The sequence below is a fragment of the Exiguobacterium sp. EF_C8 genome (genome assembly GCF_054956715.1).
The window spans coordinates 666,679-687,158 of record NZ_CM143264.1; the positions used below are offsets into that span (position 1 = coordinate 666,679).

At 47.5% G+C, this 20,480-nt stretch carries 20 protein-coding genes; 9 read left to right on the top strand and 11 right to left on the bottom strand.

The genetic code is table 11. From position 1 onward, the window contains the following. The first annotated feature begins 7 nt into the window (after window positions 1–7). Entirely contained in the window at window positions 8–769 is a 762-nt protein-coding gene (gene map / locus ACY2IG_RS03485) for a type I methionyl aminopeptidase (protein ID WP_023467279.1), read from the top strand. Between the two features lie 76 nt (window positions 770–845). Here map and menC read toward each other — a convergent pair whose 3' ends face one another. The 6 genes from menC to ACY2IG_RS03515 form a co-directional block, all read right to left on the bottom strand. Beyond that, a complete protein-coding gene (menC, locus tag ACY2IG_RS03490) occupies window positions 846–1,916 on the bottom strand; it encodes an o-succinylbenzoate synthase (protein WP_329470165.1) in 1,071 nt (356 codons plus the stop codon). Next, window positions 1,913–3,295 (bottom strand): o-succinylbenzoate--CoA ligase, encoded by a 1,383-nt coding sequence (menE, locus tag ACY2IG_RS03495; protein ID WP_290753918.1) that lies wholly within the window; start codon window positions 3,293–3,295, stop codon window positions 1,913–1,915. Before menE ends, menC begins: the two co-directional genes overlap by 4 nt. A 62-nt stretch (window positions 3,296–3,357) precedes the next feature. Continuing rightward, a complete protein-coding gene (gene menB, locus ACY2IG_RS03500) occupies window positions 3,358–4,182 on the bottom strand; it encodes a 1,4-dihydroxy-2-naphthoyl-CoA synthase (RefSeq protein WP_023469886.1) in 825 nt (274 codons plus the stop codon). Window positions 4,183–4,200: 18 nt separating this feature from the next. After that, window positions 4,201–4,977: a 2-succinyl-6-hydroxy-2,4-cyclohexadiene-1-carboxylate synthase gene (gene menH / locus ACY2IG_RS03505; protein WP_035412672.1), complete on the bottom strand. Its 777-nt coding sequence runs from the start codon at window positions 4,975–4,977 to the stop codon at window positions 4,201–4,203. Next, the gene (menD, locus tag ACY2IG_RS03510) at window positions 4,974–6,617 is read right to left on the bottom strand and encodes a 2-succinyl-5-enolpyruvyl-6-hydroxy-3-cyclohexene-1-carboxylic-acid synthase (RefSeq protein WP_052019171.1); all 1,644 of its coding nucleotides are present in this window, start codon (window positions 6,615–6,617) and stop codon (window positions 4,974–4,976) included. The genes menH and menD overlap by 4 nt, the downstream gene beginning before the upstream one ends. Further along, window positions 6,607–7,992 (bottom strand): isochorismate synthase, encoded by a 1,386-nt coding sequence (locus tag ACY2IG_RS03515; protein ID WP_035412678.1) that lies wholly within the window; start codon window positions 7,990–7,992, stop codon window positions 6,607–6,609. The genes menD and ACY2IG_RS03515 overlap by 11 nt, the downstream gene beginning before the upstream one ends. 159 nt (window positions 7,993–8,151) lie before the next feature. On the opposite strand from ACY2IG_RS03515, the gene ACY2IG_RS03520 reads away from it, so the two are divergent. The 4 genes from ACY2IG_RS03520 to ACY2IG_RS03535 all read left to right on the top strand — a co-directional run bounded on the left by ACY2IG_RS03520 (window position 8,152) and on the right by ACY2IG_RS03535 (window position 11,584). Continuing rightward, a complete protein-coding gene (locus ACY2IG_RS03520) occupies window positions 8,152–9,045 on the top strand; it encodes a 1,4-dihydroxy-2-naphthoate polyprenyltransferase (RefSeq protein WP_462618372.1) in 894 nt (297 codons plus the stop codon). 178 nt (window positions 9,046–9,223) lie between these two features. Next, on the top strand, window positions 9,224–10,135 hold the full coding sequence (locus ACY2IG_RS03525) for a guanosine-inosine kinase (protein ID WP_035412684.1): 912 nt from the start codon (window positions 9,224–9,226) through the stop codon (window positions 10,133–10,135). A 25-nt stretch (window positions 10,136–10,160) separates the two neighbouring features. Further along, window positions 10,161–10,589, top strand: coding sequence for an NUDIX hydrolase (locus tag ACY2IG_RS03530; RefSeq protein ID WP_035412687.1), 429 nt, complete (start codon window positions 10,161–10,163; stop codon window positions 10,587–10,589). Between the two features lie 86 nt (window positions 10,590–10,675). Continuing rightward, window positions 10,676–11,584 (top strand): YihY/virulence factor BrkB family protein, encoded by a 909-nt coding sequence (locus tag ACY2IG_RS03535; RefSeq protein WP_035412690.1) that lies wholly within the window; start codon window positions 10,676–10,678, stop codon window positions 11,582–11,584. Window positions 11,585–11,637: 53 nt separating this feature from the next. On the opposite strand, the gene ACY2IG_RS03540 is transcribed toward ACY2IG_RS03535, so the two are convergent. After that, the gene (locus ACY2IG_RS03540) at window positions 11,638–13,587 is read right to left on the bottom strand and encodes a heavy metal translocating P-type ATPase (RefSeq protein ID WP_329470172.1); all 1,950 of its coding nucleotides are present in this window, start codon (window positions 13,585–13,587) and stop codon (window positions 11,638–11,640) included. 185 nt (window positions 13,588–13,772) lie between these two features. Between ACY2IG_RS03540 and ACY2IG_RS03545 the strand changes: the two genes are divergently transcribed. Next, entirely contained in the window at window positions 13,773–14,702 is a 930-nt protein-coding gene (locus ACY2IG_RS03545) for a DMT family transporter (protein WP_056063639.1), read from the top strand. Between the two features lie 162 nt (window positions 14,703–14,864). After that, entirely contained in the window at window positions 14,865–15,152 is a 288-nt protein-coding gene (locus ACY2IG_RS03550; RefSeq protein ID WP_023467290.1) for a hypothetical protein, read from the top strand. A gap of 40 nt (window positions 15,153–15,192) precedes the next feature. Here ACY2IG_RS03550 and ACY2IG_RS03555 read toward each other — a convergent pair whose 3' ends face one another. From ACY2IG_RS03555 to yfkAB, 3 genes are all read right to left on the bottom strand, one after another. Then, window positions 15,193–16,341, bottom strand: a complete 1,149-nt coding sequence (locus ACY2IG_RS03555; protein WP_308102392.1) for an MFS transporter — start codon at window positions 16,339–16,341, stop codon at window positions 15,193–15,195. A gap of 74 nt (window positions 16,342–16,415) precedes the next feature. Continuing rightward, window positions 16,416–16,598, bottom strand: coding sequence for a hypothetical protein (locus ACY2IG_RS03560; RefSeq protein ID WP_023467292.1), 183 nt, complete (start codon window positions 16,596–16,598; stop codon window positions 16,416–16,418). A gap of 87 nt (window positions 16,599–16,685) precedes the next feature. Continuing rightward, complete coding sequence (yfkAB, locus tag ACY2IG_RS03565) at window positions 16,686–17,798, bottom strand: radical SAM/CxCxxxxC motif protein YfkAB (protein ID WP_056063645.1); 1,113 nt, start codon at window positions 17,796–17,798, stop codon at window positions 16,686–16,688. Between the two features lie 84 nt (window positions 17,799–17,882). Between yfkAB and ACY2IG_RS03570 the strand changes: the two genes are divergently transcribed. Both ACY2IG_RS03570 and rlmD read left to right on the top strand, forming a co-directional pair. Continuing rightward, window positions 17,883–18,095: an SE1561 family protein gene (locus ACY2IG_RS03570; protein WP_023467294.1), complete on the top strand. Its 213-nt coding sequence runs from the start codon at window positions 17,883–17,885 to the stop codon at window positions 18,093–18,095. A 40-nt stretch (window positions 18,096–18,135) separates the two neighbouring features. Next, window positions 18,136–19,521 (top strand): 23S rRNA (uracil(1939)-C(5))-methyltransferase RlmD, encoded by a 1,386-nt coding sequence (gene rlmD, locus ACY2IG_RS03575; protein ID WP_056063648.1) that lies wholly within the window; start codon window positions 18,136–18,138, stop codon window positions 19,519–19,521. Between the two features lie 69 nt (window positions 19,522–19,590). Here the strand turns inward: rlmD and ACY2IG_RS03580 are convergent, their stop codons facing one another. Further along, entirely contained in the window at window positions 19,591–20,469 is an 879-nt protein-coding gene (locus tag ACY2IG_RS03580) for an aldo/keto reductase (protein WP_056063650.1), read from the bottom strand. Between the last annotated feature and the right edge of the window lie 11 nt (window positions 20,470–20,480).

Consider the following 20,480-nt stretch of genomic DNA (forward strand, 5'->3'; position numbering starts at 1 on the left):
AATGAAAGTGTTAGATTATGATTATGAAGCATTACGAGAAATTGGACGCATCGTCGCGATGGCGCGCGACGAGATGGCGGATGCCGTCAAACCAGGAATCACGACAAAGGAACTTGATGACATCGGAGCACGTATTCTGAAGGAGCAGGGAGCAGAATCTGCCCCGATCGTCATGTATGATTTTCCGGGAGCGACATGTATCAGTGTCAACGATATCGCAGCACACGGTATTCCGGGTAAATATGTCATTCAAGAAGGCGATATTGTTAATGTCGATGTCTCAGCTGTGAAGAATGGCTACTATTCGGATACGGGGAAAACAGTCATCGCAGGAGAAGCAAAACGTCCGGAAGATGTCCGACTCGTTGAAGTATCATTGACGGCGCTTGAAAAAGGACTCGAGAAGGTCAAAGCCGGAACGAAGGTCAATCAGATCGGAAAAGCGATCTATGCTGAAACGCGTAAGAGTGGTTTCACCGTCATCCGTAACTTAGCGGGGCATGGTCTCGGGAAGACACTTCATGGTGAGCCGGAATCCATCTCGAACTACTTCAATCGTGAAGAAAACGATCTGCTGAAGGAAGGGCAAGTCATTGCTGTCGAGACGTTCATTTCAACAGGAGACGAGTTCTGTATCGAAGATGAGCGGGATGGCTGGACGTTATACACACCAAATCGGAGCCTTGTCTCACAGTTTGAGCACACTGTCGTCGTCTTAAAGGACGGGTATGAGATTTTGACGAAAGTCGAAGGCAAAGAATCGTTCTAAAAAAGTTCGCATAATAAAACACAAAAAGAGGCAATGGAAGTCAATCCATTGCCTCTTTTTCGTCGTGGTGTTCTTGTTACAAAGAGATCCGGGAGGTTGCCAATTTGTTTAATTGGGACTCGGATACGGCTGGAGCAAAATAGCGAATGTGTCCGTGTTCGACATGATACGGGGTCTCGAGCAAATCTTCTTTAAAATAATCCGCAGTACTTGCCATATCGATCGGATAAGCGAGCCCTGGAAGTGTCGCGAAAGCAAGGGTCTGACGACGTCCGATGCCGCTCTCGAACATCCCTCCGAGCCAGTAGGGCGCTTTTGTTCGAAGGGACAAAGCGTTCGTCAGCCCACCGACACGTGCCGGTTTGATGTTCAGAATCTGACCAGCGTGAAGCGTCTTCATCAAATCGGCATCCGCTGGAGCGACGATGGATTCATCTAGACAAATCGGTGTCTGCAAGAGTTTAGCGAGACGTTGATGTCCGGACCAATCCGACGCTACGAGCGGTTGTTCCATCATAACGAGACCGAATGAATCCCAATGCTGTAATAAAGGAAAGTCTGCTTCTGTGAAGCTGCCGTTAGCGTCAAACATCAAGGGCGCATCAGGGAAAGCGGCACGTACTTGCTCAAGAACGACGGTATCCGTCGGAGCGAGCTTCAGTTTGATCCGTCCATATCCGGAGGCGATCGCTTGTCCGACGGCTTCGACGGTCTGCGCTGCAGAAGCCCGTCCGAGTGCTTTCCCGCAAGGTACGAGGGATGATTCATCACCTCCGAGATACGTAGCGAGCGATTGTCCGGCAGCTGCTGCGAATAATTCATAAATTGCTCCTTCAAACATCGCTTTTGCCATCGGATTGCCTTGCACGATGCGGAAGCGGTGCGTGACATCTGCTGGATGATGGAGCGGTTGGTCAAGTAACTGGTACAGCAGTGAAGCGATTCCTTGCAGAGAATGTTGTGTTTCGGACGTATACCACGGTGTATCAAACGCGACTCCTTCCCCGTAACCCATTCGTCCTTCCGAATCGGTCAGGCGCAAAATCGTCGTCCTGCGTATCGTTAACGTCGAGAGTGCTGTTTGCATCGGACGACGAAAGACGAGCGGTACATCGAACAATTCGGCAGACCGGAGGGTGATGCTCATAACGACTCCTTCAGTTGTTTCCGCAATAGTTTACCGTTCGCATTGCGTGGCAAAACGCTATGATAGATGTAATCAACCGGACATTTATATTTGGCGAGCAATTGACTGATTTCCGTTCGGATGATGGCTTCATCGAGTGAACTAACGATGAAGGCAACCGGAACTTGTCCCCATTTAGCATCGAATCGTCCGACGACACCTGCTTCTTGAATCCCATCGATCGAGAGAAGTGCTGATTCGACCTCAGCCGGGTAAATATTTTCCCCACCTGAGATGATGAGATCACTTCGACGATCGAGGACATATAGGTATCCATCGGCGTCCAGACGTCCTAAGTCACCAGTCTTGAAAAAACCGTCTGCTGTAAAGGCGTCTGCCGTTTTCTCTTCATCATGAAAATAGCCTTTCATGATTGTCGGTCCTTTGACTTCGATTTCTTGGTGGCGCGTGATGCGGATTTGCGTCGGATAAATGGCTTGTCCAGCTGATCCGATTTTTCGTAAGGCATCCTCAGGCAGAAGAGTCGCGATTTGAGAAGCTGTTTCCGTCATCCCATATGTCTGCATGACGGGAATATTGCGGTCGAGTGCACGCGTCAGAATCGGTAATGGAACAGGACCACCTCCTGTCAGTACGACGCGAAGCGCGTGACGACGTAGTCCGGCGTCGAGCAACCGATCAAGCATGACTGAGACGAGTGAGACATGTGTAATTTTTTCCGTCGTAATCCAGTGTAAGGCGCGTTCTGGTGAAAAATGTGGCTCGAGAATGATCGGTACTCCATAGATGACCGCTCGATAGACGACGGCTAACCCACTCATATGAAACAGTGGTGTGACAATCAAAAAACGATCCTCTGGCAGTGATCCGATATGACGAGCGGCATTCGTCGCACTCGAGAAATGATTCAACATCGTTTGTTCCACAGCTTTCGGATGTCCGGTCGTACCACTCGTAAAGAGCATTGATTGGACGTATTGTTTAGGCATATGGCGTATTAACAGATCGGGCGCTTCTTTTTCATAAGAAAAAGCTCGACACGGAATCGCTGTATCGAGTATCCGGTCTGTTACGACGAGCCGCACATCTGCCTGTTTGAATTGGCGCAGCACTTCCGTTTGCGTTAGTCGAGTGTTGATCGGGACGACGGTTAATTCAAGCAATTGAGCAGCGTGAAGAGCGACGATATACTGTGCACTGGATGGACCGTAAAGAGCAATCCGGTCTCCGCGTGTCACGATCGTCGCCCACGTACTCGCCAAACGATGCGCGCGTGCATATAGTTCAGACCACGTCCAACGCTCCGTTTCCGTAATGAGCGCGATGTCATCCGGTTGCTCTTTTGCCCGTGTATAGATCCAAGGATACAAAATAGTCACTTCCTTTTTGATGAATATACGAAAAAGGTTCAATGTCGTAAGACGATTGAACCTTTTTTTCATTATGGGAAACGCGGAAACTGTCCGAAGTCAGGATTGCGTTTTTCTTTGAACGCATCGCGTCCTTCTTTTGCTTCGTCAGTCGTGTAGTACAGTAATGTTGCATCTCCTGCGAGTTGCTGAATCCCTGCGAGACCATCTGAATCGGCGTTGAATGCCGCTTTGAGGAAACGAAGAGCCGTTGGTGAATGTTGAAGAATTTCAGCACACCATTGAATCGTTTCTTGCTCGAGATCCGCGAGTGGAACGACCGTGTTGACGAGTCCCATATCAAGTGCTTGCTGTGCGTCATATTGACGGCAGAGGTACCAGATTTCACGCGCTTTCTTGTGTCCAACGACGCGCGCGAGGTAACCAGAGCCATATCCAGCATCGAATGAACCGACTTTTGGACCTGTTTGTCCGAAGCGGGCGTTGTCTGCAGCGATCGTCAAGTCACACACGAGGTGAAGGACGTGCCCGCCACCAATCGCATAACCTGCGACCATAGCGATGACTGGTTTCGGGATGACACGAATCAAACGTTGAAGATCAAGGACGTTTAAACGTGGGATTTCATCGTCGCCGACATATCCACCATGTCCGCGTACCTTTTGGTCTCCACCAGAGCAGAATGCGAGATCACCTTCACCTGTTAAGATGATGACGCCGACGTTTTGATCGTCACGTGCACGTGAAAATGCGTCGATGAGTTCGTGGACCGTGTGTGGTCGGAACGCATTGCGAACTTCTGGACGGTTGATCGTGATTTTTGCAATCCCGTTCCATTGTTCATATTTGATGTCTTCATAGCTACGGGCTGATACCCATTCCGGAGCGTATTTCATTTGAATTCCCCCAATATGTTAGTGATGAATAAGTAGATTCTTTACCATTGTAACAAACTTTTGCGGTTGGTCGATATGTGGGGCATGCGAAGCATGCAAAATCACGTGAATTTTTTCAGGTGATGCCGCTCGTAAGGCGATGGCGCGGAATTTTTCATCCTCTTCCCCGACGATCCAATCAATCTCTTTCGGAAGGCATGACCAAAGAGAGGGCATGCTTCCTGTACCTTGTGCTCGAAGCGAAGCACTCAGACCTTCAACCGTTTGAGACATACGCTCCTGACGCAGTCGCGTGCGTTGTTGTTCTTTGAGAAGCGCTTGAGGTTTAAATAATCCAAGTGTCTCCCAATGATCAATGAAAGCTTCGAGTCCATCCTTTTCGAGTCGCTCCGCTAACATACGATCGGATGCACGACGTACTTTTCGCTCCACTGCCGTCTTGATACCTGGTGTTGTACTAACAGCGATTGTTCGAGCGATTTGCTCAGAGACGACACTCAACATTAAGGCGATTCGTCCGCCCATCGAATAACCGAGGACAATCCATGGCTCGGATCGTGTAGCGAGCAGTGCCTCAAGATCCTTGACTTGTTGTGTCAAACGCATTCGTTGATTAGACGCTGGTATCGTTTCTCCATGTCCCATCAAATCGAGGCGGTAGACGGTGAAGTGAGTCGATAAATGCTCACTTAGCATGTCCCACGTCGAGAGGGAGCCTGTAAAACCGTGGAGTAATAAGAGCGGTGGACCAGCTCCCTCGATTTTCACATGATAGGGATGACCGCGTAAAATCATCGGAATACCTCGGCTAACGCTTGATTCGTCACGTCCCAAATCGAACGATGCATCTGTACGTTTTCGATTCGTGTTGTCTTGACTTCAAGTATCCGAGTGACATTCGTCTCTTCCGCAAGTGCTTGACGTAACGCAGCAATCGAATCAATCGCCTGATAGGTCACACCGTAGCCGGAGGCGAGGGAGGCGAAGTCGAGATGCTGCGGTGTACCGAATAGTGGCTCGAACACCGCTTGCTCGAGTTGCTGTTGCGGTAAGAAGCTAAAGATGCCGCCACCCGCATTGTTGACGAGAATGATCGTTAACGGAAGCGTGTGCGCTGTCATCAGCCCGTTGATATCATGAATGAATGCCAGGTCACCAACGAGTAAATAGCGGTGTTTGGCATCAAACGTTGCCCCGAGAGCACTCGAGAGGATGCCGTCAATCCCATTTGCTCCACGGTTCGCGAGTAGACGAAGGGGTGTTCCTGTAGGCAAGAACGTATCAATATCTCGGATTGGCATACTGTTCGAAACGAATAGGCTTCCTTCTTGTAACGTCGTTAACGCGCGGACGACGTTATACTCCGTCATCTCCTCTTGATCGATCGTCGTAAAGGCATCGGTGACGCGTCGCTCTGCCTGTTGTAACAGATTGAGGTACGTAGGGTCATGCGGAACGGGCTCATGATGTTCGAGTTGTCGCGCGTGACCAATCACGAAATCCGAATGGAGTTGGGGATCGCGCCAATTCCCTGGATGACCAACGACTGTCGTCGGAATATCCCGAGACCAAAGCAGATAAGGTTTTGACGTCGGCATGGCGCCGAAACGAATGATTCGATCCGGTCGGACGTGCTGAGCGGTGGCCGGATGTTTTAGCCATGTATCGTAGTAGGCAAAGACGTGATCATCATGCGATTGCCGCCCTTGACTGAGTGGATCTGCTAAGACCGGAATCCCTGCTTGTTTTGCATACGAGATGACAATCTGACTGTCCGCGGCAGCAAGTTGTGGTCCAAGTACAAAAAGAAGGCGCTCTTTCTGAAGCACGATCGCTAAGGCGTTATTTACTCCCGATGTCGGTTCAGGTAAAACGCCGACAGGACGACCTGTTCGTAAAAGATCGAGTTCAGGCACGAGTGGTTCACGTAATGGAACGTTGATTTGAACTGGTCCCGCCGGTTCCGTCAGGGAGAGCAGGGTTGCACGTTGTGCGACATGAGCGACGTAAGGAAGACTCGCTTCTTCCGCTAAGGGAAGATCAAATGCATGACGAACCTGCTTGCCGTATAGTCCGACCTGATCGATGGCTTGAGGTGCCCCGACATTACGTAATTCATGAGGTCGATCGGCAGTCAAAACGATCAATGGAAGTTCAAAAATATTAGCTTCGGTTACTGCTGAATAATAGTTCGTCGCAGCGGTACCGCTTGTACAAATTAGCGCAACGGGACGAACACGCTCTTCCGTCCGTGTTAAACCTAAAGCAAAAAAACTAGCCGACCGTTCGTCAACCAGGACGTGGGTACGGCTAGACGGATGCAGAAAAGCTGCAATAGCAAGTGGTGTCGAGCGGGAACCGGGACTGATGACGAAGTCCCGGACACCAGACGCAACGAGCGTATCAATTAACGTGTGCATCCACTTAGTCAACATAAATATCATCCTTTTCAATCGAACCAATGTGTGAAAGAGCTTGTAACATCGGTGATAGTTTAGTTTCCGTCTCTGCTAGCTCGCTGTCGAAATGAGAACCTTCAACAAGACCGCAACCGGCATAAAGAATGACAGCCCGTTCCGTAAATAATCCAGAGCGAATGGCAACAATGAATTCCCCATCATCCTGTCCGTTCATCCAACCGACGGGTGAACCGTACCAACCCCGTTCGAACGTTTCAATCTCTTGGATCGCATCGACCGCTAATTGCTTTGGCTCGCCACCAAGTGCAGGTGTCGGATGAAGTTTCTCAATCAGTTGGAATAACGTGACATCTGCTTTTAAACGCGCTGTGATCGGTGTATAGAGATGTTGGATATGACGATTTTTTAAGAGAATCGGGGTATCCGGACAATCCAGTTGCTCTGAAAAAGCAGATAACGTCCGTTCGATCGAATCAGCGACAATCCCGTGCTCCATTCGGTTCTTTTGATCTTGTAATAACGATTGACCGAGTGCCTCATCCATCTCATCCGTCGCGTGGCGCGGTGCAGAACCGGCGACGGCTGCTGTCTCAAGGCGACGTCCACGTTTTTGGACGAGTCGTTCCGGTGTGGCTCCGATAAAGGCCTCTTCCGGATTCGGCTGGAAGCAGAAGACATAGCTACCGGGCTGCGTATCTTCGAGTTCAGCAACGACGGCGGCTACATCAAGTGGGCGGTCCAGTTCGTAGACGACTTCCCGCGCCAAAACGATTTTTTCAAGTGTTGTCTCCAAGTAATGCATCGCTTGTTGAAACGAGGCTTCAAAGGCTTCATTTCCATCCCGAGATAGACGTAAACGCGTGACGCCTGTCGAAGTCGGTGTTTGCGGTTGATTAACTTTGGCGAAATCAAGTGCGAGCTGATTTAAGATTGAATCGACTTGATCCATCGGTTCAACACGGGCAAAGATCGTCACGCGTGTCTTACCATCTTGCTCTAAGAATAAAAACTTCGGAATCGTCATCGAAGCGTCTCCAAAGGAAGACCAGCGATAATCCGGTTGGTTAAGTTCAGTGAAAGAGAATCCGCTGAACGCAAATAAATCATGACCGACATGGTCGCGATTCACATTTGTCCATTGCGATTGAATTCGTAAAAAACGATCCGTTCCTGAAGCCTGAAGTTGTTGTACGATGCCAAACCCAATGGCCCGCATCGAGCGATCAGGTGTCGCGAAATAAAATCGTTCCTCGATACCCTGTTCGAGAGAACGCATGTCAGTTGCTTCGATTTCCCATGAATACGAAGCAAGTATAGGTCGTTGTGAGGCATTCGCCTGACTGACGGCCTGTTCGATACACTGTTTTAGCTCTTGTTGAGCGTAAGCCATACCGCTCATTGCCCCCTAGTCTGTAGATACTGTGATATGTTTCACTTATTCTAAGTGTAAACTTTTTGCGGACAAAAAAGAAGGAATAAGCTATCTTGGATTGAACATTGACATCAAAAAACGAAACCCGCTACACTTAGACAGGAAAGGGGTTATTATATGCATAAATCAATCGCTGTCTATTGGCGAATGACACGACCGCATACACTGACAGCAAGTTTTGTTCCGGTCGTCGTCGGTACGGCAGTTGTCGCACCACGTGTGGAATCGATACGCTTGGATTTGTTCGTAGCGATGTTAATCGCATCGATGTTGATTCAAATCGCAACGAATCTGTTCAATGAATACTACGATTACAAACGTGGTTTAGATACAGAGGAATCGGTCGGAATCGGTGGATCAATCGTACGTGATGGATTCAAGCCAGGTACGATTCTTGCATTTGCACTTACGTTGTATGGCATTTCCGCACTACTCGGTGTGTATCTATGCATCGAGACTTCGTGGTGGTTGCTTGTCGTAGGACTCATCTCGATGTTCGTCGGATATATTTACACCGGAGGACCACTACCGATCGCGTATACACCGTTTGGGGAAGTGGTTGCTGGCTTTTTCATGGGATATATCATCATTGCGATCTCCGCCTACTTGCAAATTGGTTATGTACCAACGGAAGCCATTGCGATTTCGATACCTGTTGCCATCTTGATCGGTTCAATCCTGCTTGCAAATAACATTCGGGACTTGGATAATGACAAGGTCAACGGACGAAAAACGATTGCCTGTCTTGTAGGGCATCGCCGTGCCGTGTACGTTTTGATCGGATTTTTTGCGGCAGCTGTCCTGTCACTCATCATTGCTGTACTGGCATTCGAAGTCTCTTGGTTTGCCTTACTTGCGTTGTTAAGTATTCCGCTCATGATTAAAACGGTCCGTCTCTTCTGGGAGGACTTGCCACCAGAACAACTGATGCCTGGTATGGCGCAGACTGGCAAAGTAAATACGATTTTCGGATTATTACTCGCAATCAGTCTCGTGATTGCGAACATCTAAATTCAAACAAAGCAGCAGGCGATTCGCTTGCTGTTTTTTTATGAGAAGATAGCGAACAGTTAGAAAAAAAGTGCTTCGGTTGTCACTGATTTAAAATTTTACTATAATTGAAGCAATGTGCCTGAAAGATCAATTCAAGGATCGGGAATCAGGAAATATGGTTAGAGGTGGAACTGGAATGAATAAAATCGCGGTAATCGGAAAAGTATTCGTCGACATAAAAGGAACTTCGTTCGCTCCTTTGCACAAGGATGCGAAAAACGTAGGAGACATCACGTTTTCGAATGGAGGAACAGGACGCAACGTAGCACAAAACTTAGCCGTCCTCGGGAATGAAGTTCGCTTTATCTCGACGGTTACGAATGATCAGATTGGCGTGGGAGTGCTCGATGAGCTGAAATCTTACGGTGCGAATGTGGATCATGTCGAAATGTTAGAAGATCATGGAATGGGTATGTGGCTAGCGGTCATGGATAACGAAGGTGACTTGCAAACCTCAATCTCGAAACAACCGGATGCGAAGTTGCTCGAAGAGGCGATTTTACGTCAATCAATCTATGCGCTCGATGGAGTCGATGCCGTTGCCATCGATCTTGATTTGTCTGTTACAGTCTTGGAACGTTTGATTCATCTATGTCGCAAAATGGAGTTGCCATTGTTTGGTGTTTGTGGTCACTTGAGCGTCATTGAACGGAATCGTCATCTGTTACAAGGATTCACTGGATTCATTTGCAGTCGCGAAGAAGCAGAAATTTTGTCTGATCTGTCAATCGTGACGGTAGAAGATGCGATTCATGTAGCAAATGAGCTAGCGAAAAAAGGTGCTCCATTCACGGTCGTGACGATGAGTGAACTAGGGGCGGTCTACGTCGATCGTCGTACGGCGACGTCAGGTCATGTTGGAACGAAAAAAGTAAAAGTCGTCGACTCAACGGGAGCAGGCGATTCCTTCTTCTCTGCTGTCTTATCTGAATTGACAAAAGAAAAACCAGCAGAAGAGGCATTAAAGCTTGGCATGAAAATCGCGGCAGAAGTCATCGCTTCGACAGAAAACGGATTGGTTCCAGAAATGCTGGATGCCATTCAATGAATTAATTTTGAAAAGGGGTGGCGTCATGCCGATTCAACGAAGTGCGATCATTTTACGAAATGAACAGGATGAAATTGCGTTGATTCGACGGGATAAACCGAACGAAACGTATTATGTCTTTCCAGGCGGTGGAAAAGATGATGGAGAATCACTAGAAGAGACAGCGATTCGTGAAGCACATGAAGAACTTGGTGTCGACGTGGAGTTGAATGGCATTGCTGCCATCGTCCGTTTTAACGGATTCGATAACCCTTATTTTTGGGCGAAAGCAATTGGCGGTCGCTTTGGAACAGGTATGGGTGAAGAATTCGAAGAGGAAGGGTCTGGTTATACACCAGTCTGGATTAAACGATCCGAGTTGCCGTCATTGCCGATTCGTCCACCGTCTCTTGCCAAACAATTGGCAGAAATGACAGAACCGTTCTATAAATTGATTCTTTCTGAAAACGAATGAGGTTTTAGTTGAAATAAAATGGGAAAAGTATATTAAAACAATGAGGTGGTCTTTGACTGCCTCTTTTTCATGAAGGAGAGATGACGATGGCGCATTCACGCGATCCTAAAGGGCTTGCCTTGAACTTAAAGCAGCGAATGTCCGATCACAACATTACGGATTATGCAGGGACACTCGCCTATTACTGGTTTTTATCCATTTTCCCAGGTATCATTTTCGTCATTTCCGTCCTGTCGTTCTTTGATATTGATCGTCAGACACTTGAGTCGCAAATCCGGGACTTAGCACCGGGTGGGGCCGTCAATACATTCACGGATACGATTTTTCAAGCCATCAAGGATCCGCAGGGGGGATTGTTATCGATTGGTGCGATTCTTGCCATCTGGTCCGCTTCAAAAGGTGTCGATCGCTTGATCACGACAGCGAACCATGCCTATGGTGATTTCTCGCCACGTGGTTTTGTCGCAGCACGCGGGATTGCTTTACTACTAACGATTGTTCTCGGAATCGGGATGTTATTATTGATTGTCTTGAACGTTCTTGGTGGTCCAATCATCACGTATCTTGCGAATTTCGTTCTCCCGATCGATATGGGGCAAAAAATCTTATTAACGGTCTTGCGTTACGTCGTTTCAACGATTCTATTGATTGGTATACTGTCGATCTTTTACCGCGTCGCACCAAAGCGCCCGATTACCTTTAAGGAAGCGATCCCAGGAGCCGTCTTTGGTGTCATCGTCTGGCAATTACTATCGGTCGGATTTGGATTCTACGTCTCGAACTTCTCAAACTACAATCAGACGTACGGTTCACTCGGTAGTGTCGTTATCTTGTTATTATGGCTTTATTTCACAGGATTGATCATCTTACTTGGTTCTGAATTGAACGCGTCATGGGAACGATTCATGAAAAAAGCGGATCCGAAGAAGATGGAAGAAAAGCGCTTGAAGGAACAAGCAGAACTCGATTCGATTCCGACGAATACGTTCGGATGAAGAGACGAAAAACGTCTGATTGCCATGCGGCAGTCAGACGTTTTTTTTAATGATTAAGCGGCTAATCGTTTTTCGGATACACGCTGTGGGAGAGTTGGTAAAGCATCCTGTTGAAGAAGACGTAAGCCATTCAGGATGACAAGAATCGTCGATCCTTCGTGTCCGACGACAGCGAACGGCATGATTAGGAACTGTGACAAGTTGGATGCGATCAATAGAAGGATGACACCGATCGCAAGCGTGATGTTTTGTTTGACGATCCGGTTCATCTTCCGGGCTTTATGCACGGCGTAGGCAAGACGACCTAAATCGTTTTTCATCAAGACAACGTCAGCAGTCTCAAGCGCAGCATCCGTTCCTTCACCCATTGCAATCCCGACATGTGCCAGTGCGAGCGCCGGAGCATCATTGATACCATCACCGACCATCGCAACGGTCCGACCTTCTGTTTGGTATTGCTTAATATAGCGCACTTTATCTTCCGGTAAGCATTCAGCGACGAAGTCCGTTAAACCCGCTTCACGCGAGATGGCTGCTGCCGTGACCGGATTATCACCTGTCAACATGATCGTCGCGATGCCGAGATCGTTTAAAGCGGCGATTGCTGTTTTAGCTTCCGGACGAATCGTATCACGTAATGCATAAAGTGCTACGATTTGTGATCCATTGCTGACATAAACGATTGTATGCCCTTGTTCTTTCAGTGACTGTTCAATCGTGACGAATGGATCGTCTAGACCTTCGTGGAATGCTCGCTTGCCAATGCGATACGTGACGCCATCGACAGTTGCTTCAATCCCGTATCCTGTCACATCTTTGAACGTTGACGGTTCGCGAACATCGGTTTTTAAGTGATCAACGATCGCTTGTGCGAGCGGGTGATTCGACTGGGCTTCAATGGAAACAACCGCTTGTTCGACGGCTCGGATATCGATACCTTCCGCGTACCGACTTTCAGTAACGACGGGTTTACCTGTTGTCAGAGTCCCTGTTTTATCGAAGACGATCGTGTCGACTTGTCCGAGTGTCTCGATATGTGCTCCACCTTTGAAGAGAACGCCATTTTTCGCAGATGCGGCGATTGCGGACAAGGCAGCAGGGGTAATCGACGCGACAAGCGCACAAGGCGAAGCAACAACGAGTAAAATCATCGCCCGATAAATGCTTGTCTCGAATGTCCAGCCGACGACGTAATGAGGAAGGACCATCATCAGGGCAACGACGAGGAGGACGATTTTGACATAACGACTTTCAAATCGTTCGATGAACTGAGCAGAGGGAGACTGCTCACTTTGTGCGTTTTGGACCATATGAATGATTTTTTGGAACAATGATTCATCAGCGGCTTTCGTCATTTCAATCGTCAAGACGCCATTCATGTTGACGGTCGAGTTATAGACGGTATCGCCCGTTTGTTTTTCAACAGGAATCGATTCGCCTGTAATCGATGCTTCTTCGATTGCTGCTTGACCACGAACGATGACACCATCGACCGGAATGCGTTCCCCGGGACGAACATAGACGAGGTTACCGATTACTAGTTGCTCGATTCCAACGACTTCAAGTTGTCCGTTTGCATTCAGACGCGTTGCTTCCTCTGGCTGTAAGGACATTAAACTTTGTAACGCCCGTTCATTTTTATTCATCGTATAGGTTTCAAGAGCACCGGATAACGCGAAGATGAAGATAAGGATCGCACCTTCCATCCAGTAGCCGATGGCAGCGGCACCGATGGCAGCTAAAATCATCAACAATTCGACGTTCAACGTTTTTTCTTGATACGTCTCCGTCAAGCCTTCCTTTGCTTTCGCATATCCTCCAATCACATATGCTGATAAGTACAACGTGACATAAACGGCAGACGCCGTATTGAATTTTTCGAGTCCATAAGCAACTAAAATCAATATTCCGCTAAACAATGCTAGAATCAATTCGTGATGCTCATCCCAAGCATGACGGAATACGGAACGCTGTTGAACATCGGTAGTAATGGAAGTCATCATATTAAAACTCCTTTCAAAATGTAAATGAGAAATGAAATCATTATAGAAAGAGAATGAGAATGTGATATATCAATGAGTTTAACTGATTGATAATGAGTTTCATTGTCTCTAGATTATAATTATTATTATCTGTAGAATTACTATACCATGCTTCAGTGAAAAGGAACAGGAAAGGAACCAGAAAGATGCAAAAAATTTTAACCCATCGGATTGGTCTCGTCGTCTTTGCATTATTGACGACCTTTTTGTGGGGAAGTGCGTTTCCCTTCATTAAGAAAAGTTATGAATTATTACAGATCACGTCTTCTGAATACGGGGAGCAACTATTGTTTGCGAGCTATCGCTTCTTTTTAGCAGGGGTGTTGCTACTTGTCGTCAGTGTATTCGTCTTTAAACAAACGATTACACTGAAGAATCGGACCTATGCCTATAGCCGTCTTGGTTTCTTTTTGACGTTCTTGCAGTATGTCTTTTTCTATATTGGTCTCTCTTTATCAACCGGTGTGCAAGGATCAATCATTGCCGGCTCGACTTCGTTCTTCCAAATGTTACTGGCTCATTTCCGGTACGAGGACGATCGATTGAATCGATTCAAAGGACTTGCCTTATTCCTTGGGTTTACAGGTGTCATCTTGGCCAACTGGCCGCAAGGTGGGCAAGGTGTCTCATTTGGTCTTGGAGAAGGATTATTGATTGCGGCAATGGTTTCCGGAGCATTCGGTAACTTGATCGCGAAAGAATACTCAGCACGTTATCCGGTGGCACCGATGACAGGATGGGCGATGGTCATTGGATCAATCGGTCTCTTCATCGCGGGCGTCGTTCTCGATGGTCACGTTGCACCGTTTACTTTTTCGACTACGAGTGCCTGGATGCTTGTGTATCTTGCTTTTTTATCCGCGACTGGATTTACGCTTTGGAATCTACTGATGAAATATAATCCAGTCAGTAAAGTATCGTTGTTTATGTTCTTCGTACCAATCTATGGTGTCAGTTTATCTGCTTTGATTCTGGGTGAGACGATTCCACCTCAAGCGTTGCTCGGTTTACTCTTCGTCATCGGAGGTATCTTAGTCTCGACATACTTACCAGTGTGGTTTCAAAAGCGAGGTTGACGAAGATTCAGAATCGTGTAAAAATAGTTTCAATTAAAGTAACTCCAATCGTTCGTTGCTTAAGCCGACCTGTTCGGCTTTTTTCTGTACGGTCATCAAAAGACCGATTCGGCCTTGTCTGAAAGGCTAGTGCGACTATAAAACGGAAGGAGATGAAAACGAATGGAACGGAATGAGATCGTTCGAAAGATCATTGCCACTCGTCGTCCACGTGATGAGTTTGCTCGGTTCGTCGTGACGTGCGTCAGTCAGCAGTTAAAGGAAACCCACGGAGATGTCGATGTGGAGATCATCGAGGCGGAGAGAGGTTACGATTCAGTGTGGTCAATCAACGGTCGAGAGGTCGTCGTGTTGCTTGAGACAGAAGAGTTGAAGCGTGCAAAGGAGCAACCGTATGCAATCGACGATAAGCTCTGGCGGAGTTTTCGACAAGAAGGAATCGTGAAATAAAAAACGGATCTTGCGCATCGATGGCGCAAGGTCCGTTTTTTTAGATTTCGGGTGTCTCGTGACGTTTTGCATACCGCAATAGAAGCGCAAGCGTCGTTAAGACAAGAACAAATAAACTGAAATACAGCATGGAAGGAAGTGTAACGAACAGACTACCAGCGATCGGTCCGAGAATCGAACCAAAACTGAAGGCAATCCCTGCAAGTAAGTTACCGGTTGGTAAAAGATGACGTGGTAACTGTTCTGTCATATAGGCAACACCGAGCGAATAGGTCGAGCCGAGTGCCATCCCACTGACGGCAAAAATCGCGAACAACCAACCGTAACGTTCGAAGACGAAGCAAGCAGTGAGAAAAGCGACGGAACCAATCGACAGTACAGTGACTAGCGTCCGACGTTTTCCGAAGTGATCGGCAAGTCGCCCGAGTGGTAGCTGCATGATCAATGAGCTGACGACAAATGTCGTGATTAAGGTACTTGTCTCGGATAAACCATATCCGTTACGCGTCGCAAAAACGGGAAAACTGGCATTCAGTGTGGCTTCGAGAAAACCGTATGTAAAACCAGGAAGTAATGTAAACCAAGCAGTCGATAGGACGAGTCGATACCGTGAAGCAGCACTTTGTAGTTCCTCTGGCATGACGGACGATGGTTTTTCGTTCGGTATACGGAATAGTAAAATTAGAACGATGACAGTTAAAGTCCCTGTTAACACGAACGGTAACCAATCGATCACATCGACGAGCGGTGCAGCAAGAGGACCTAAGGCAAAACCGAGACCGAATGCCATCCCGTATAACGACATCGTTCGTCCTAACCGTTCGTTTGGTGTAATGGACGTTACCCAGACTTGTGAACCATAATGTAACGTCTGATCACCGAAACCGACGAGGAAGCGGAGAATTACCCAAGCGATAATGCTTGGGAGTAATGGGAATAAGAAGACAGCCACTGCGACAAGGGCAAGACCGAATGAGATGACAGGAATATAACCACGCCGTCGTAACGGACCTTCCATAAGAGGTGCGGCAACGATGACACCGATATAGAGGACGGCGGCACTGAGTCCGTTAATGAAAGCAGATGTCCCTTGACGTTCTAACAAGATGGACAGTAATGGAATCAGTAATCCTTGTGTGAAACCGGAAATGAAGACGATCGATAAGATGAGAGTAAAACGACGTGACACAAGTAACGACGACCTTTCTTTTTTCTTTTAGCATAACACGCCCCGGACTTCGAAAAGGGAGACCGGGGCGTGTTTCATTTATTTTCTTGTTCAAACCGTGTCGGACGCGGCATGTGCAGCAGATGTTCATCCCAATCTGTCTGATCGAACACTTCATCATGTTCGATACTGTGTGAAGCACGAATACCAACCATCATGACGAACAAGACCATACTGAACGTGCCGATGATTGCGACAATACCTACGAGCCATTCCATCCCGGTCACCCCTTTTTAAAAAACAGAATGTGTCTACTTTGTGACATTTTTCCCGGGACGCCATCGTTCAAAACCTATTTTTCATTCTTAAAGCCGACTCGATTGTTTTGTGAAATCAATCTCAGGGTAATATGCGTTCTTCACAAGTGCGTTCGGTCCAAGGCACTGTACCGCAGGACAGTGACATGACAAGCTTTTATTCAGTTCTGTCTCTTGCCACTGAGCATACGCATCATTGAAAGATGTCTCGTGAATCGTACCGAGCGAAGCGAGTTCGTCACCGAAATCGGTTACGATGATTTCACCGTCGAAGATGTTGACGTTGAGACGAGAACGACCATCTGGGTCATTTCGGACCGATACGTTTTTCTCCTGACGCAAGCGACGATGCAGTTCTAAATCTGCCTCCTCCATTGAACAAGCATAGAAGGGGAGTGTTCCGAACAACATCCAGACGTTCGGATCCCGGACGTCAAGCAAACGATGGATTCCATTGCGAATTTCGGATAAGCTAGCGGCTTCGATCATCGACGCGAAGTCAGCTGGGTACATTGGATGCACTTCGTGACGGACACAGCCCATATCGACGATTTCTTTATGGATCGCTTCAAGATGTGGCAACGTCCGTTTATTGATCATCGTTTCGGCAGACACGATGACACCACGTGCATTCAAGACACGAGCATTCTCTTTCATCGTTTCAAATAGTTTTGTTCGTGCTTCACGTGACGGTTTTCGCTCCATCATCGCAAAGCCACCATCGATGAAATCATCGGCTGTTCCCCAGTTATGTGAGATATGCAAGACATCGAGATAAGGGATAATTAATTCATAACGAGATAATGGAAGTGTTAAATTTGAGTTGATTTGGGTTTTAGCGCCACGTTCGTGGGCATACTTAAGTAAAGGGACGACGTACTCCTTGACGGACTTCATTGAAAGCATCGGTTCGCCGCCTGTAATGGAAAAGGCGCGTAGGTGTTCGATTTCATCCAGACGTTGAATAAGCAGTTCGACAGGGATTTCAGGTGACTCGCTACTGGATAACATGTAACCGACGGCACAATGTTCGCAGCGCATGTTACACAGTTTTGTCGTCGTGACTTCAATGTTCGTCAAACGGACCGTGCCGTATTGTTCAATGTCGCGATAAGCTTCCCACGGATCGTTCGCGATCGTGATGGGTGATGAATGTGACATAGATACTCCTCCTTTTTAGTGCTCCACTTCGTATCGTATGCTAAAATAACGTCGGAATCCAGCGGAAGAAAGGAAGTCTGAATAATGGGAAAAGCAAGAACTGATAAACTTGGTCAAATGAATGTGCTAAAATCAAGAATGCAGCTTCTCTGTCATACAATCGATTCACTCGATGAATCATCAGATATCGAAGATTTGGAACGACTGATCGTATCACTAGATCAACTCAAGGCGAAAGTCGTTCGGTATGCGAAGGATATGAAAGAACAAGAAGAAACGAAAAAAGCGGTAGATTGAGACCGCTTTTTCATTTGCGTAAAGAGAAAGGATGAAATCAATGGCAACAAAAATCAAATTACAGACAGGTGAGGTCCGTTCGGTCACTTGTCTACGGATGGGCATCAACGGTGAAGGGATCGCGACGCTCGAGCGACAAATCGTCTTCATCCCAGGATTGCTTGTAGGTGAGACGGCGCAAATCGAGATCACGGAAATTCATGCGAACTATGCGAATGCAAAGATCTTAAAGCGTGACGATCGTTCACCAGACCGCGTGACACCACTTTGCCCAGTCTATAGTGTCTGTGGTGGCTGTCAATTACAACATATGAGTTACGATGGGCAATTGCGTTATAAGGAAGAGATGCTTCGCAATGCGTTCTTAAAATCAACGAAATTGAATGTCGAAAAGGCCGATATCCGTCCGACGATTGGTTCGAAGGAGTGGGGTTACCGCAATAAATCACAATTCGTCGTCGGGAAACAAGGCAATGAAATCGTTAGTGGTCTCTATTCTGCGAATTCGAATCGTCTGGTCGCAATCGATGATTGTGTCGTCCAAAATAAGGATACGCTTCGTGTCAACCAAGCTGTCACGAAATTACTCAACGATTATAAAGTACCTGTTTACCATGCAGCAAAACAAGACGGTGTCATGCGCCATATCGTCGTCCGGACAGGAATCAAAACGGGTGAAATTCAAGTCGTGCTCGTTGCCTTTAAAGACGGCTTCCGTGATCTAGAGGGTTTGTCGCGCGATATCATGGACATTCCAGGTGTCGTCTCGGTCGCGCTGAACATCAATGATAAGTTGACGTCACGTGTCTTTGGAGAAGAGACGGAAGTCTTGCGAGGTGTCGAACGGATTGAAGAAGAGATGGGCGAGTTCACGTATCAACTGTCGCCACGCGCCTTCTTCCAGTTGAACCCGGAACAGGCAGAACGGATGTATGAGGAAATTGCCCGTGCTGCTGCTTTGACAGGCGAAGAACGTGTCGTTGATGCTTACGCAGGTGTCGGTTCAATCGGACTTTGGATTGCTAAGGGTGCAAAAGAAGTCCGTGGTATGGAAATCATCGAAGAAGCAGTTGAAGATGCGAATGCGCATATGAAGCAATATGGCTTTGACCATGCGCATTATGTCGTCGGTAAGGCAGAAGCATGGATTCCACGTTGGGTGAAGGAAGGCTGGATTCCAGACGTCTTCATCGTCGATCCCCCCCGTTCAGGTTGCGATACGCAGTTATTGAACGCAATGATTTCGTCTAAGGCGAAAAAAATCATCTATGTCTCGTGTAACCCGCAGACGCTTGCACGTGATTGCGATCATTTGATGAAAGCGGGATATAAGGTATCGTACATTCAACCGTATGATATGTTCCCACAAACGGCGCACGTTGAAGCGATCGTCGTGCTCGAAAAGAAGAAAAAGAAAAAGTTCTAAGCGCGAAATAAGCCCGTATGCACTCCTTGAACGAGTGAACATACGGGCTTATTTTCTGTGACTGCTCACTTACGTTTGCGAAACATAATCGAACGTGGCGTCACATTCGGAAAAACGTTCCTTCAATTGACTGACGCGGTCAGCTGGGAGTGGACCACGTTCAATCAATTGCTGGTTCAAAGCGAGGTGTTCTGGTCGAGACGTTCCGATGATGGCCGTCGTGATTCCTGGTTCGAAAACTGTAAAACGTAACGCGGTCTCAAGCCAGCTAGATTCCTCGAGTGGATAAGCCAGTTGTTGCGCTCGCTCCCAGTATGGTTCAACATATTGTCCGACCGGACGATCCGTGAAGCGCCACGGTGCATTACCGATTGGACGTTTGGCGATGACCCCGTGATTCAAAAGTGTAGGTAAGACTTGATCGACGCGTTGATCAAACAGATTGAAGGATGTCTGGAAACTATCGAAGCGTTTCGTTTCGATGGCATACTGCAAATCTTCTCGGTCACCGGAATAGGCGATGACGCGGACTTTCCCAGCTTGTTTTGCTTGTTCAAGCGCTTCGATGACGTCACTTTGAGCAAGGATTTCTCGACTACAAGAATGTAAGTGTACGATGTCGAGATGATTCGTTTGCATCGTCTGTAAGGCTTGATCGATGCCACCTTGAACCGCTTCAAACGTCCAATCCTGTGTACCGGGAACATCATAGCCGACTTTCGTCGACAAAATGACGTCGTGCCGACGATTCTTTAGAAATTGTCCGACGCGTTGCTCCGATAAGCCATAGCCGCGTGCTGTATCGATCAGATTGATGCCAAGATCACGTGCTTGTTCGAGCAAATAGATTGCTTCGCGGCCCGTCATCTGTTCTGCACCGATGTGACCGGCTCCGAACCCAAGCGGGGACACGAATAGATCGGATGTTCCAAAACGTCTTAACTCCATGAACGATACTT